Annotated in this window: 15 protein-coding genes and 2 tRNA genes; 6 read left to right on the plus strand and 11 right to left on the minus strand. The window is 36.0% G+C overall.

Annotated elements, in window-relative coordinates; all coding sequences use genetic code 11:
* Window positions 1-3: 3 nt before the first annotated feature.
* Complete coding sequence (locus LNP19_RS06540) at window positions 4-456, minus strand: DUF1573 domain-containing protein (RefSeq protein WP_230063979.1); 453 nt, start codon at window positions 454-456, stop codon at window positions 4-6.
* A 162-nt stretch (window positions 457-618) separates the two neighbouring features.
* On the opposite strand from LNP19_RS06540, the gene mutS reads away from it, so the two are divergent.
* The 4 genes from mutS (at window position 619) to LNP19_RS06560 (ending at window position 4,003) form a co-directional block, all read left to right on the plus strand.
* Window positions 619-3,225 carry a DNA mismatch repair protein MutS gene (gene mutS, locus LNP19_RS06545; RefSeq protein WP_230063980.1) on the plus strand — a complete coding sequence of 869 codons (2,607 nt, stop codon included), beginning with the start codon at window positions 619-621 and terminating at the stop codon, window positions 3,223-3,225.
* Between the two features lie 149 nt (window positions 3,226-3,374).
* Window positions 3,375-3,450, plus strand: a tRNA-Gly gene (locus tag LNP19_RS06550).
* A gap of 11 nt (window positions 3,451-3,461) precedes the next feature.
* Window positions 3,462-3,547: transfer RNA gene (locus tag LNP19_RS06555), tRNA-Leu, on the plus strand.
* A 108-nt stretch (window positions 3,548-3,655) separates the two neighbouring features.
* Window positions 3,656-4,003, plus strand: a complete 348-nt coding sequence (locus LNP19_RS06560; RefSeq protein ID WP_230063981.1) for a DUF1508 domain-containing protein — start codon at window positions 3,656-3,658, stop codon at window positions 4,001-4,003.
* Between the two features lie 137 nt (window positions 4,004-4,140).
* Here the strand turns inward: LNP19_RS06560 and LNP19_RS06565 are convergent, their stop codons facing one another.
* The 4 genes from LNP19_RS06565 to LNP19_RS06580 all read right to left on the minus strand — a co-directional run bounded on the left by LNP19_RS06565 (window position 4,141) and on the right by LNP19_RS06580 (window position 8,403).
* Window positions 4,141-4,335: a hypothetical protein gene (locus LNP19_RS06565; protein ID WP_230063982.1), complete on the minus strand. Its 195-nt coding sequence runs from the start codon at window positions 4,333-4,335 to the stop codon at window positions 4,141-4,143.
* A gap of 195 nt (window positions 4,336-4,530) precedes the next feature.
* Window positions 4,531-6,705: a S46 family peptidase gene (locus LNP19_RS06570; protein WP_230063983.1), complete on the minus strand. Its 2,175-nt coding sequence runs from the start codon at window positions 6,703-6,705 to the stop codon at window positions 4,531-4,533.
* A gap of 23 nt (window positions 6,706-6,728) precedes the next feature.
* Window positions 6,729-7,175, minus strand: a complete 447-nt coding sequence (locus LNP19_RS06575; protein WP_230063984.1) for a GNAT family N-acetyltransferase — start codon at window positions 7,173-7,175, stop codon at window positions 6,729-6,731.
* Window positions 7,162-8,403 carry a 3-deoxy-D-manno-octulosonic acid transferase gene (locus tag LNP19_RS06580; RefSeq protein WP_230063985.1) on the minus strand — a complete coding sequence of 414 codons (1,242 nt, stop codon included), beginning with the start codon at window positions 8,401-8,403 and terminating at the stop codon, window positions 7,162-7,164. The genes LNP19_RS06575 and LNP19_RS06580 overlap by 14 nt, the downstream gene beginning before the upstream one ends.
* A gap of 205 nt (window positions 8,404-8,608) precedes the next feature.
* Here LNP19_RS06580 and LNP19_RS06585 point away from each other — a divergent pair, with 205 nt between their 5' ends.
* Window positions 8,609-9,739 carry a DegT/DnrJ/EryC1/StrS family aminotransferase gene (locus LNP19_RS06585; protein WP_230063986.1) on the plus strand — a complete coding sequence of 377 codons (1,131 nt, stop codon included), beginning with the start codon at window positions 8,609-8,611 and terminating at the stop codon, window positions 9,737-9,739.
* Window positions 9,740-9,809: 70 nt separating this feature from the next.
* Complete coding sequence (gene galE, locus LNP19_RS06590; protein ID WP_230063987.1) at window positions 9,810-10,823, plus strand: UDP-glucose 4-epimerase GalE; 1,014 nt, start codon at window positions 9,810-9,812, stop codon at window positions 10,821-10,823.
* A 38-nt stretch (window positions 10,824-10,861) separates the two neighbouring features.
* Here galE and LNP19_RS06595 read toward each other — a convergent pair whose 3' ends face one another.
* The 6 genes from LNP19_RS06595 to LNP19_RS06620 form a co-directional block, all read right to left on the minus strand.
* The gene (locus LNP19_RS06595; protein ID WP_230063988.1) at window positions 10,862-11,113 is read right to left on the minus strand and encodes a hypothetical protein; all 252 of its coding nucleotides are present in this window, start codon (window positions 11,111-11,113) and stop codon (window positions 10,862-10,864) included.
* A gap of 148 nt (window positions 11,114-11,261) precedes the next feature.
* A complete protein-coding gene (gene fabD, locus LNP19_RS06600; protein ID WP_230063989.1) occupies window positions 11,262-12,134 on the minus strand; it encodes an ACP S-malonyltransferase in 873 nt (290 codons plus the stop codon).
* Window positions 12,135-12,426: 292 nt separating this feature from the next.
* On the minus strand, window positions 12,427-12,957 hold the full coding sequence (locus LNP19_RS06605; RefSeq protein WP_230063990.1) for a YceI family protein: 531 nt from the start codon (window positions 12,955-12,957) through the stop codon (window positions 12,427-12,429).
* A 9-nt stretch (window positions 12,958-12,966) separates the two neighbouring features.
* The gene (locus tag LNP19_RS06610) at window positions 12,967-13,194 is read right to left on the minus strand and encodes a (4Fe-4S)-binding protein (RefSeq protein WP_230063991.1); all 228 of its coding nucleotides are present in this window, start codon (window positions 13,192-13,194) and stop codon (window positions 12,967-12,969) included.
* A gap of 16 nt (window positions 13,195-13,210) precedes the next feature.
* The gene (locus LNP19_RS06615; RefSeq protein WP_230063992.1) at window positions 13,211-13,495 is read right to left on the minus strand and encodes a GNAT family N-acetyltransferase; all 285 of its coding nucleotides are present in this window, start codon (window positions 13,493-13,495) and stop codon (window positions 13,211-13,213) included.
* A 15-nt stretch (window positions 13,496-13,510) separates the two neighbouring features.
* On the minus strand, window positions 13,511-14,227 hold the full coding sequence (locus LNP19_RS06620; RefSeq protein ID WP_230063993.1) for a pirin family protein: 717 nt from the start codon (window positions 14,225-14,227) through the stop codon (window positions 13,511-13,513).
* Window positions 14,228-14,253 lie beyond the last annotated feature (26 nt).

Here is a 14,253-nt window from a genome sequence, read left to right on the forward strand (position 1 = left end):
AATTTAGCTTTTTGGAGCATCAGCCGCCAATACATTTCCTTTTATAGTCAAAACTTTGTTAGAAGGATTAGCATTGGTTGTCAAAGTTACTGTTTTTGTGAAAGGTTGTCCAGCTCTAGAAGTATCGTATTTTACGCTAATAACTCCTTTTGCACCTGGAGCAATTGGCTCTCTAGGATAGGTTGGTACAGTACATCCACATGAACCTTGAGCATTTGTTATAATTAAAGGTTTGTTTCCGTTATTTGTGAATACAAAATCACGTTTTCCATCAGAATTGTATGCAACAGTACCATAATCAATTGTTTCAGTAACAAAAACGATTCCTGCTCCGTCAACTTTAGCAACACTTGCTTTAGTTGCTGCTTTCGCTTTTATTTTTTTGGTAGTTTCTTGGGCGTTAGAAGTTGTAACCCCTAAAATTGTAAGCACAGCTAGTAAAAATATTTTTTTCATTTTGTGTCGTTTTATTATTCATAACAAATTTATAGAAAATATTGAAATTAAAACTTAAAAAACACTTAAAATTTTTTATTTTTTACTTTAAGACCTTCCATATTCGCTATTAAATATCTTAAATTCGCTGTCATTTCTAACATTAATATAAATATCAATAATTTGGCAGCTAAAGATAAGGTAGTTAAAGAAACGCCGTTAATGAAGCAATATAATGAAATCAAGAGGAAATATCCAGATGCTTGTTTGTTATTTCGGGTGGGAGATTTTTATGAAACATTTGGAGAAGATGCTGTAAGAGCTTCTAGAATATTAGGAATTACCTTAACTAAAAGAGGAGCAGGTTCTGAAACGGAGACTGCATTGGCGGGTTTTCCGCATCATTCGATAAATACCTATTTGCCAAAGTTGGTCAAAGCCGGACTTCGTGTGGCGATTTGCGACCAATTAGAAGACCCAAAGATGACTAAGACCATCGTAAAACGAGGGGTTACTGAGCTTGTGACTCCTGGAGTTTCGATGAATGATGAGGTTTTGCATTCAAAGACCAATAACTTTTTGGCCTCTGTCTATTTTGCCAATAAATCAATAGGTGTATCTTTTTTAGATGTGTCTACTGGAGAGTTTCTTACGGCTCAAGGAAACGCGGAATACATTGATAAATTATTGCAGAATTTTAATCCTTCGGAGGTTTTAGTTCAAAAAAACAATAAGAAAGACTTTCTTGAGAATTTTGGAGATGAGTATCATAGCTTTTATTTAGAAGATTGGATCTATAAGGAAGATTATGCAAATGAAATTTTGACCAAGCATTTTCAAACAATTTCTTTGAAAGGATTTGGAATCGAAGATTTGAAAGAAGGGATTATTGCTTCGGGGGCTATTTTGTATTATTTGTCCGAAACACAACACAACCGGGTGCAACATATAACTGCTATTCAGCGTATCGCCGAAGATGCTTACGTTTGGATGGATCGATTCACGATTCGAAATTTAGAGTTGTATCATAGTTATAATCCAAATGCGGTTACGCTTCTGGATGTTATCGATAGAACGCTTTCGCCAATGGGAGGACGTTTGTTGAAGCGATGGCTAGCCTTGCCTTTGAAGGATGCGAACAAAATACAAGGTCGTCATCAGGTGGTGTCTTATTTGAAAGAAAAACAAGAAGTGTTGCAAAGTATGCAATATCAAATAAAACAAATCTCGGATTTAGAGCGTTTGATTTCGAAAATTGCGGCGGGAAAAGTTTCGCCACGTGAGGTTGTTTATTTGAAGGAATCTTTGGATGCTATTATTCCTATGAAGAAACTAGCATTAGAAAGTTCGCAGGAAGCGGTTAAGATTATTGGAGACAGTTTGCATAGTTGTGATTTGCTTCGGGAGAAAATTAAAACGACGCTAAATCAGGATGCACCTGTGGCTGTTGCCAAAGGGAATGCGATTGCTAAAGGAATCAGCGCTGAGCTGGATGATTTAAGAGCGATATCGACCTCAGGAAAAGAGTTTCTTGAAGGAATAGAGTTGCGAGAGTCACAACGAACAGGGATTTCTTCTTTGAAGATATCCTTTAATAATGTTTTTGGGTATTATATCGAGGTTAGAAATACGCATAAAGACAAGGTTCCTGCAGAGTGGATTAGAAAACAAACACTTGTGAATGCGGAACGTTATATTACGGAGGAGTTGAAAGAGTATGAAGCTAAAATCCTTGGTGCCGAAGAGAAAATCCACAAAATAGAAGTGGAATTATTCGAACAGTTGGTCGCTTGGATCTCGACTTACATTAAACCGGTTCAAATGAATGCGAATTTAGTCGCGCAGTTGGATTGTTTGTGTTCTTTTACTCAATTAGCCATTGAAAATAAATATGTTTGTCCTGAGCTGGATGAAACTTTTGAATTGGATATTAAAAACGGAAGGCATCCGGTTATCGAAAAACAATTGCCGGTGGGAGTGCCTTATATAGCCAATGATGTGTATTTGGATCGAGAAACACAGCAATTGATTATGATTACGGGACCCAATATGTCTGGTAAGTCGGCTATTTTGCGTCAAACAGCTTTGATTGTGCTCTTGGCTCAAATGGGAAGTTTTGTTCCGGCAGACAGCGTGAGAATGGGAATTGTGGATAAGATATTTACCAGAGTAGGAGCGAGTGATAATATTTCGATGGGAGAGTCAACTTTTATGGTTGAAATGAACGAAACAGCTTCCATCTTGAACAATATTTCCGACAGAAGCTTGGTGCTTCTGGATGAAATTGGTAGAGGAACCAGTACTTATGACGGAATTTCTATAGCTTGGGCCATTGCGGAGTTCTTGCACGAACATCCTTCAAAGCCTAAGACTTTGTTTGCAACGCATTATCATGAGTTGAATGAAATGAGTGAGTCGCTGCCTAGAATACAGAATTATAATGTTTCGGTAAAGGAATTGAAAGATACGGTTCTTTTTATTCGAAAATTAGTAAAAGGAGGAAGTGCACATAGTTTTGGTATTCATGTGGCTAAGATGGCGGGAATGCCTCAGATAGTGATTTTGAAGGCTCAAAAAATATTAAAGAAGCTGGAGAAAGATCATTCTGGTGAGATGTTGAGTGGCGTTAAATCGGATAAAGAAGAAATGCAGATGAGTTTCTTTAATTTGGATGATCCTTTATTGGAAGAAATCAAGGAAGAGATTCTTAATTTGGATATCAATAGCGTGACGCCGGTAGAAGCGTTGATGAAATTGAATGAAATCAAGAGAATGCTAAGCAGGAAATAAATTTATTTGTTTTTAAAGTTGAGGTTATCAGAAGTTTAACTTTTCTGTTTGATTTTTTTGTAAAAAAGACTTGTGTAATTCAATAAATGTCCTAAATTTGCATCCGCAATACAGAACAAGTATTGCGGTTCTTTTTAAGAATTGAAAATGCGAAAATAGCTCAGTTGGTAGAGCGCGACCTTGCCAAGGTCGAGGTCGCGGGTTCGAGCCCCGTTTTTCGCTCCACATCACACAATGCTCGGATGGTGAAATTGGTAGACACGCTGGACTTAAAATCCAGTGAACAGCAATGTTCGTGCGGGTTCAAGTCCCGCTCTGAGTACAAAAACCTCTTCTTTTTGAAGAGGTTTTTTTTGTTTAATACTATTCTTGGATAGGGATTATGATAAGTCGGTTCTGGCTTTGTATAAAAAAAATCACTCAAAAAAATATGGCTTCTTTTGTAATTAGTAAAAGGTTTAGTGGTGACTATAAATTTGAATTTACTTCTAGGAAGGGAAAGACAATTTTTACAAGTAATGCCTATGAGTTGCGTATGGATTGTGAGTCGGCAGCAGAGCATATAAGGTCTGTTTTGGAGACTTGTTCTTATGTGAAGTTTAAAACATCTAAAGGAAAGTTTTTTTTTAGAGTGGTAGTGGATAATGAGGTTGTGGCGACTAGTAGAAAGTATAGTACGGAATTGATGGTAGAAAAGGGAATTGCTGAGATTGTGAAATATGGTTCGAAAGCTGAGATTTTAGATTTTTCGAATAATAATTTTGTGTTCGAAGATTGATCTGTTTTTATTGATTAGTGAATGAAAAAAAGCGCCCAAAAACAACCAGTTGTTTTGGGCGCTTTTTTATGCTTTCTTGACATAAAAAAAACCATCACACAATGTGGGATGGCTTTATTTTTTGATGTAATTTAAAATTACTCAGCAGCAGGAGCTTCAACAGCAGCAGCAGTAGTGTCAACAGCAGTAGTGTCAGCAACAACAGCAGTAGTATCAGCAACTACAGCAGTAGTGTCAGCAGCAGTAGTTTCTTCAGCAGCAGCATCAGATTTTTTACAAGATACAACAGTTAAAACAGCAACAACAGCTAAACTTAAAAATACTTTTTTCATCTTACTTTATTATAAAAGGTTAATTATTAATTCGAGGCAAAGATATAAATTTTTTGACATGTAAAATATATTTTCATTTTTTTTTTGAAAAAATAATGTTTTTTGTGAAGCTCAAATTAGTGTGCCTAGGTGGAGCCTTTAAAACAGGACACTTTATAGAAAAGATACATCTATAAAGTGACTTGTTTTTGAGCGTTATTTTTTATTTACTGTTTTTGTTTTCAGTGTTTTAGTCTTTTTTGGGTGGACTAATTTTAATTCTTCGATCAAGTTTTTAGCTCCGGCATATTTATCCATGATGAATAAGATGTATCTTACATCTACCATAATGTTTCTGCAAATGCTAGGGTCGTAATAGATGTCACTCATTGTTCCTTCCCAAACCCTATCAAAATTAAGTCCTACTAGGTTTCCTTTTGCATCAATAGCAGGACTTCCTGAGTTTCCTCCTGTAGTATGATTCGTACCAATGAAGTTTACAGGTAGTTTGCCATTTTCGGCATAGATTCCATAATCTTTTGCTTTGTATAAATCGATTAATTTTGCGGGTACATCAAATTCATAGTCTCCAGGTACATATTTTTCCATAACTCCTTCTAAATAGGTGATAGGGGTGTAAATGGTTGCGTCTTTTGGTTCATATCCTTTTACTTTTCCGTAAGTAACCCTTAAAGTGCTATTTGCATCTGGGAAAATTCTGCTGTCTTTGTTTAATTCTAACTGCGCCTTCATGTAAGTTCTTTGCAGGGCTGTTATCTTTAAATTGATTTCATCGTATTTTGGAGCCACTTCTATAGAATATTTATCGGACAACTCTTTTACAAGTTGATAAGCTTTGTCGTTATTCAGGTTGGTTAAGACGGTTTTGGTATCGCCGGTCAATAGCTCTTTTAAATCTTGATAGCTTTTAAGTCTGGATTTGCTGTAAATTTCCGTAGCCAGATTTGTAGCATCTATATTTACCAAGCTTTGAGGTAAAAACTGTTTAGGGGACTTTTTAGAATACAAGTCTATTAGTTGCTCAAAAACATTTTGATCCACATTTGCGTTAAAGTTTTTATAGAAACCGGAAAGACCTGTAATCAAATTGTTTTTTCGATCTGTGAAGGATTGTTCACCATTTGCTTTGTATACTTGTTCCAATTGGTACAGTCTGTATGCAACGCTTAATAACTCGGTATTACGCTGTACCACTTCTTGGAAATAATCTCTTGCTAAGGCATAAGGAGCTATTTCGGTGTAGTTTTTGTCAAAATCAGTTAATAGGTTGCCGTATTCTTTCTCTTTGCCTGCTTTCGTAATATTGTTTTGGAAAACTTTTTCGGATTCTTTTTTAATGGCAATAGCATTTGATTTTTTTAAACCTTGGGTTTCACCAATCCATTTTTTCCAATAGTTAGCAATTCCGGCATATTTAGAGGCATATTGGATTTTGATGGCATTGTCTTTTCTCATAAAGCCATCGGCTACTTTTAATGCTTTGTCTCTAATTTCGATTTTTGCAGGGTTCAATTCGTTTACGATTTGTTCAATCGCAACTGAAGGCAAATATTCGTTTGTTTTTCCAGGATATCCAAAAACCATCGTAAAATCATCTTCGGCTACACCATCAAGTGAAATAGGTAAGAAGTGTTTTGGCGTGTAAGGAACATTGTCTTTTGAGTAGGCTGCCGGACGGTTGTCTTTGTTTGCATAGATTCTGAACAAAGAAAAATCTCCGGTATGGCGCGGCCAAACCCAGTTGTCAGTATCAGATCCAAATTTCCCAATTGAGGAAGGCGGAGCACCCACCAAACGAACATCGGTAAAGGTTTCGGTTACGAAAAGCATGTATTGGTTTCCTTCGTAAAAAGTACGGATTTTGTTTTCCTGCCAGCTTTCTTTTGGTAAAGTGCGGCTAAGAGTTGTAATATTCTCCTGGATTTTCTTTTGTTTTTCCGCTTCATTAGTAAGTGCGGCTGTTCCTTCCAGTACGGATGCGGTAACGTCTTCAATTTTTACGATAAAAGTTACGTATAGATTCTCGTTTGGTAATTCGTCTTCCATTTTATACGCCCAAAAACCATCAGTTAGGTAATCGTTTTCTACGGTAGAATGCGACTGGATTTGAGAAAATCCACAATGGTGATTTGTTAATATTAATCCTTTTGGAGAAATAACTTCCGATGTACAGCCACCGTTAAAATGCGGAACAGCATCTTTCAGACTGGATTGGTTTACATCATAAATTTCTTTTATCGACATTTTCATGCCTAAATTTTTCATTTCTGTCTCATTCATTCCTTTTAGTAAAGAAGGAATCCACATGCCACCTTGTTGGGCTTGGGTTTGAATGACGAATAATAATACGAATAACTTTAAAAATCTCATGTTTATAAATTTAGTTTTCAATTTTATCTGGTTTTGTATGCCATTAATTTTCGATTATGTAATTCAAAACCGTTGGCAAGATACAATTTTTGTGCGTTTTGATTGTGGTTTTCTATTTCAAGGTAGATTAATTTTAGGTCTGCTTTTTTACTTTCGTCCAAAATAAAGGCAATGGTTTTGCTTCCAATTCCTTTGCCCCGCGCTTTTTCGGTCAAATACAATTCGTCTAAAAAGGCAATTTTTCCTTGATATTCAAAGCTGAAAACAAAGGTTAAAATAACATAGCCAACAATCTCGTTTTCGGATAGAATAAGCCAAGCCTTTCCCAGATTTTCATCGGTGATAAATTCTTTAAATAACGATTTAGAGATTTCAATGTCAATTGGGTAATTGTCGATAGCGTAAAATTGCTGCATCAAATCTACGATGGTATCAATGTCAGAAAGTGCTAAAGGTTTAAATTGGATCATTCAAAATATTTTTTAAAATTATAGCCGTAGCGCCTTTGTTCATTAATACAAAAGTGTTGCAAATGTGTCCTTTCTCGTTTCGGAAGTCTTCATTTATAATTAAATCTTCAAAAGCGGTATTTAACTCTTTGCTGTTTTTGATCGAAATGCAGCCGCCCATATGGACTAATGCTGTAGCTTCGGCAAAGTGGGAATAATTAGGTCCGATAATTATTGGAACACCAAATGTTGCCGGCTCTAAAATATTGTGAACACCTGGATTTCCAAAACCACCGCCCACATAAGCGATATCAGCATAGCTGTAAATTTTAGTCAAAATTCCAATCGTGTCAATGATAAACACATCAAAATCGGTAAGGTTTTTACTCGTTTTTTCAGAGTACAATACTGTTTTTTTTGAGATCTTGGCTTTTAGTTGCTTGATTTGTTCGCTTTTAATATTGTGTGGCGCAATAATAAATTTAATGGAATGTTTGTTCGAATTGATATAGTCAATCAGTAAATTTTCGTCTTTTGGCCATGAACTGCCAACAACTACTGTAAGTTTATTGTTTTTAAATTCAGAAATAAAATCTAAGGAATTGTCTTTTTCCAAAATGGTGGCAACTCGGTCAAAACGGGTGTCGCCAGAAATGGCTACATTGGTTTTGTTTAATTCTAATAGTAATTTTTTAGAGCTTTCATTTTGAACGAAGAAGAAAGTGAAGGCGTCTAATGCCTTTTTGTAAAAACCGCCGTACCATTTAAAAAACATTTGGTTCTCTCTAAAAATCCCAGAGATCAAATAAGTAGGAGTTTGTTGTTTTTTTAATTCGTTTAAGTAATTGAGCCAAAACTCATATTTAATAAAAAACGCCATTTCAGGATGTACCAGTTTTAAGAAATTTTCGACATTACTTTTAGTGTCCAAAGGCAGGTAAACAGTTACATCAGCTACCGTATTGTTCTTACGGACTTCGTATCCCGAAGGAGAAAAGAAAGTAAGAATGATTTTGTGGTTGGGAAATTTTTCTTTGATTTTTTCCATTACCGGCAAGCCTTGTTCATATTCGCCAAGCGAAGCGGCGTGAAACCAGATCGTTTTATCGGAAGCTTTGATTTTTTGTTCCAAAATAGGGAAAACTACTTTTCTTCCATCTACAAAAAGTTTGATTTTTGAATTGAAGAAAGCGATGGGTTTTAGGAGAAAACTGGCAATTTGTAGTGCCGTGTTGTATAGAAAAAGCATACGGATAAATTTATTTTGCTAAAATACAGTTTCTTTTGTTTATCATTTAAATCTTAGTGCTTAAATTCATATTTTTGCCCTTAAGAATTTTAATGAAGTCTAACGAGGACTGCTCCCATGTAGAATTGAACAATGTCATGAATACAATGTGTTGGCTAAGCCAGATTATTGAGATTCGGAGCTAATTGATTTAAAAAAAATAGAAATGAAAAAAATCCAAATGGTTGACCTAAAAAGTCAATATGATAAAATTGCAGCAACTGTAAATGCTTCTATTCAAAATGTTTTAGATACAAATACATACATTAATGGGCCTCAGGTGCACCAGTTTCAAAAAGAGTTAGAGGAATATCTTGATGTAAAACATGTAATTCCTTGTGCAAACGGAACGGATGCTTTGCAGATTGCCATGATGGGATTGGATTTAAAGCCAGGTGACGAGGTAATCACAGCCGATTTTACTTTCGCAGCAACGGTAGAAGTGATCGCATTATTGCAATTAACACCGGTTTTAGTCGATGTAGATATGCATAATATGAATATTTCGCTGGAAAGAATCAAAGCGGCTATCACGCCTAAAACAAAAGCGATTGTTCCGGTTCACTTATTTGGTCGTGCGGCCAATATGGAAGCGATTATGGCTTTGGCCAAGGAACATAATTTATACGTTATTGAAGATAATGCTCAAGCTATTGGAGCCAATTGTAAATTTTCGGACGGGACTAAAAAGAAAGCCGGAACAATTGGACATGTAGGAGCAACCTCTTTTTTTCCTTCTAAAAACTTAGGTTGTTATGGTGATGGCGGAGCAATTTTCACAAATGATGATGCTTTGGCACACAAACTTCGTGGAATCGTAAATCACGGAATGTATGAACGTTACCACCATGATGTTGTAGGAGTAAATTCTCGTTTAGACAGTATTCAAGCAGCCGTTTTGAATGCTAAATTGCCGTTACTCGATGAGTATAATAAAGCCAGACAAGATGCGGCCAGGAAATATTCTGCTGCTTTTGAAGGGCATAAGAATATTGTGGCGCCAAATATCTGTGATATTTGCGACTGTCATGTTTTTCACCAATATACGTTAAGAATTATAGATGCTGACAGAAACGCTTTGATGCAACATCTATTAGATAAAGGAATTCCATGTGCTATTTATTATCCGATTCCTTTGCATTCTCAAAAAGCGTATTTGGATCCAAGATATAAAGAAGAAGATTTTCCGGTAACCAATCAATTGGTAAAAGAAGTGATTTCCTTACCAATGCACACGGAACTTGATGAAGAACAAATCAAATTTATCACAGATAGCGTTTTAGAATTTTTAAAATAATTTTTTTTTGTTTAATCGGTTATTCGTTTAATCGATAAACCGATTAAACGAATCAACAAATTAAGATTACATGAAAGTATTAGTAACAGGCGGATTAGGTTTTATAGGTTCGCACACCGTTGTTGAATTGCAGAATGAAGGATTTGAAGTAGTAATTATCGATAATCTATCTAATTCTTCGGAAGAAGTTTTGAAAGGAATTGTTGCTATAACAGCTAAAATGCCCATTTTTGAAAAATTAGATCTTAGAGAGAAAAAATCAGTTCAGGATTTTTTCAAAAAACACGATGATATTTCCGGTGTAATTCATTTTGCTGCTTCAAAAGCAGTAGGGGAAAGTGTCGAGAATCCGTTGTTGTATTATGAAAATAACATCAATACTTTAGTTTATTTGCTTCAGGAATTACAGCAAAAACCAGAGGCGCATTTTATTTTCAGTTCGTCTTGTACGGTTTATGGCCAAGCGGAAACAATGCCAATAACAGAGGATGCTTCGATTCAAACGGCGATGTCTCCTTATGGAAATACCAAGCAAATTGGAGAAGAAATCATCACTGATGTGGCCAAAGTGACTAATGTGAACGCCATTTTGTTGCGTTATTTCAATCCGGTTGGGTCTCATCCTTCGGCTGAAATAGGAGAATTGCCTATCGGTGTTCCTCAAAATTTAGTGCCGTTTATTACCCAGACCGGTTTTGGTTTGCGTGAGCAATTATCAGTTTACGGAGATGATTATCCTACTCCTGACGGAACAGCGATTCGTGATTATATTCATGTAGTAGATTTGGCCAAGGCGCATGTAGTTGCTTTGCAGCGATTATTGAGTAAGAAAAATGAGACCAAGGTTGAAACCTTTAATTTGGGAACTGGAACAGGAAGTTCAGTCTTGGAAGTAATTCAAGCATTTGAAAAAGTAAGTGGTAAAAAATTACCTTATAAAATAGTTCCTCGTCGTGAAGGTGATATCACTGAGGCTTATGCCAATACTGATAAAGCGAATAAAATTTTAGGTTGGAAAGCTAAGTCTACTCTGGAGGAGTCTTTAGCGAGCGCTTGGAAATGGGAGCAAAAAATCAGAGAATAAAAAAAAGGCTGTCAATAAGGACAGCCTTTTTTTGGTAATTATTTTTCACCTGATTTTTTTAATTTTTCAGCGGCTTCGTCCATTTTTTCAGCCCCTTTTTCAAGTGTTTCTGCGGCTTTGACTTTTGTAGAGTCAATTGCAGCATCAGCTTTTACTTTTGCTGAATCTATAGTTTCTTTCATTTCGTCGCCTACGGCTTCGGTAGCTTCTTTTACTTCGTCTTTTGTTTCTTTCTTGCACGAAGTCATTAAAGTTGCAATAAATGCTAATCCTAAAAGTACTTTTCTCATTTTCTTGGTTTTAGATGAATTAATAATCGATTTAGAGTATTGTTGATAAAGATAAAAAAAAATACTCATAAACTTTTGTTCATGAGTATTTTATCGTTGAGCCCCATTTTGAAGGCTGTACGTTGCAAATTAGAAGCTGCCTTTTAAATTAAGCATTCGCTGTTGCAGCTTCTTTATCGATTTTTCCAATCAATCCGGCTAATACTTTTCCTGGACCTACTTCGGTAAATAAGGTAGCGCCGTCGGCAATCATTTGCTGTACTGATTGTGTCCATTTTACCGGAGCAGTTAATTGGATAATTAGATTTTTCTTTATTTCAGCAGGATCAGAAACAGCACTTGCTGTTACGTTTTGATATACCGGACATATAGGTGTAGAGAAAGTAGTTGCTTCAATTGCTGCTGCCAGCTCTTCTCTTGCCGGCTCCATCATTGGCGAGTGAAATGCACCACCTACAGGCAATAATAGGGCTCTTTTTGCGCCAGCGGCTTTCATCGCTTCACAAGCTTTTTCTACTGCTGATGTTTCTCCCGAAATCACTAATTGTCCCGGGCAATTGTAGTTTGCTGCGACTACAACCCCGTCAATTGAAGCGCAAACTTCTTCGACGATATTATCGGCCAATCCTAAAACGGCCGCCATAGTTGATGGTTTTATTTCGCAAGCTTTTTGCATGGCCAAAGCGCGTTGCGAAACTAATTTTAAACCGTCTTCAAAGGACAAAGCACCGTTGGCTACTAAGGCCGAAAATTCGCCTAAAGAATGTCCTGCTACCATTTCTGGTTCAAAGTTTTCTAATGTTTTAGCCAAAATTACCGAATGAAGAAAGACTGCCGGTTGGGTTACTTTGGTTTCTTTTAATTCCTCTGCCGTACCTTCAAACATGATGTCTGTGATACGGAAACCTAATATTTCATTTGCTTTTTCAAATAATTCTTTGGCTAATGTAGAGTTTTCATATAGGTCTTTACCCATTCCTGTAAATTGTGCCCCTTGACCTGGAAATACGTATGCTTTCATCTGTAGTTTTTTTATTTAAAGATTGAACGATTCAATAAATTAAACCGACTGCAAAAATACTATTTTTTTATAATTTATGGCAAGGAGTTTTAGGAGCATTCATCAAGTGCTTCTAATCAGTTTTTCTCCTGCTGTACGTTTCAATCTTTCCAGCCGAACCCCGGCTGTAAAGGATTTTTACTTCCATCAGGGCTAAAGAGAAAGTTTAGCTTTTGTAATACACAAAAAAAAAACAGCCTTATTCTTCATTTGAAAAATAAGGCTGTTTTAGTATTAGGAATCTGTTTTGGAATTACAATTTTACCAATTGCAATTCGATTTGTAAACGTACTTCTTCGCTTACTAAAAGACCACCTGTTTCCAAAGCCGCATTCCAGTTTAGTCCCCAATCTTTACGGTTAATTTTGCCTGAAATGTTCAATCCGGCTTTAGTGTTTCCCCAAGGATCTTTCATTAATCCGCTAAATTCAACTGGGAATTGTACAGGTTTTGTTACTCCTCTTAAACTTAAATCTCCTGTCAAAGTGTAATTATGATCGTCTATCTTAGAAAAAGAAGATGCTTTAAAAGTAAGTCTAGGATGATTGTCAGCGTCAAAAAAGTCAGCGCTTTTTAGATGGGTATCTCTATCCGTATTGTGAGTATTAACAGAATTAATGTCGGCTGAAAATTCAATTTTTGCATTTTCGAAGTTTTCGTCTTCGGTAGCAATTGTAGCGTCATAAGTTTCAAATTTACCTGAAACATTAGTAAACATCATGTGTTTTACTTTAAAGCCTATTTCTGAATGTGTTGGGTCAATTGCCCATTTTGTTGTTGCCATAAGATGTTTTTATATGTTATTTTTGTAATAAGTTAAAGCTCCTGATGGGCATTTTTGTACCGCATCAATAATTTTTTTGCTGTAAGATCCTTCAATCTTAATCCATGGTTTTTGTTTAGGTTGAAAAACATCGGGATTATTTCGTACACAGTTGCCTGAATGAATACATTTGCCTGATTGCCATATTATGGTAATTTCTCCGTTAGTGTATTCTTTTTTGATGTCTTTTGGATCCATAATCTTAGTTTTTAGGTTACAATACGTCTCTTAATTCAGGTGTTTTATCAAAAACACTTTTAGCAAAAGGACATAAAGGAAGAATTGTAATTCCTTTTTCTCGGGCAAATTCAACGGCCTTTTCTACTAATTTTTTCCCATAGCCTTTGCCGTTACTAGCTGGATTTACTTCGGTGTGGTCAATGATTATTTTGTGTTCACCAGCGAAAACAAAGGTCATTTTGGCTTCTGTTTGATTATTTACTGTGATGTGGAAATGGCCTTTTTTCTCGTTGTACTCTAGTTCTGGAATTGCATTCATAACCTAATTTTTTAATTAATAATGCATTGGGATTTCCATTAATAAGAATTCGGCATCAGAAGTTGCTTTAATTTCTAAAGAATTGGTGTCCCAAAGCCCTAGACCATCTCGAGTTTCTAATTCCTGTCCGTTGATGGATAGATTTCCGGAAAGAACAAAAATATAAACGCCATTATCTGATTTTTTTAAATCATAAGTAGTTTCAATTCCTTTGTCGAATTTGCCCAAATGAAACCAAGCATCTTGATGAATCCAAACTCCGGCATCTTCCTCGTTTGGTGAAAGAATTTGTTGTAATTTGTTTTTTCGATCTTCAGAATCTAAAGTAATCTGTTGGTAACGAGGCGTTACATTTCTTTTGTTTGGAAAAACCCAAATTTGCAATAATTTTGTTCTTTGATCAGAATTTGGATTAAATTCACTGTGTTTTACCCCAGTTCCGGCACTCATAACTTGAATGTCACCGGTTTTAATGGTTTCCGTATTTCCCATGCTGTCTTTATGGGCTAAATCGCCTTCAAGAGGAATGGTGATGATTTCCATATTGTCATGGGGGTGTGTGCCAAAACCCATTCCGCCTGCAATGGTGTCATCATTCAATACACGAAGTGCTCCAAATTGAACTCGGTCTGGGTTGTACCAACTTGCAAAACTAAAACTGTGATAAGCGTTTAGCCAACCATGATCTGCATGTCCTCTTGTATCTGCTTTATGTAAAACGGTATTTTTCATGATATATAAATTTAGTGATTATTATG

Source organism: Flavobacterium acetivorans (genome assembly GCF_020911885.1).
In the GTDB taxonomy this organism is placed as follows: domain Bacteria; phylum Bacteroidota; class Bacteroidia; order Flavobacteriales; family Flavobacteriaceae; genus Flavobacterium; species Flavobacterium acetivorans.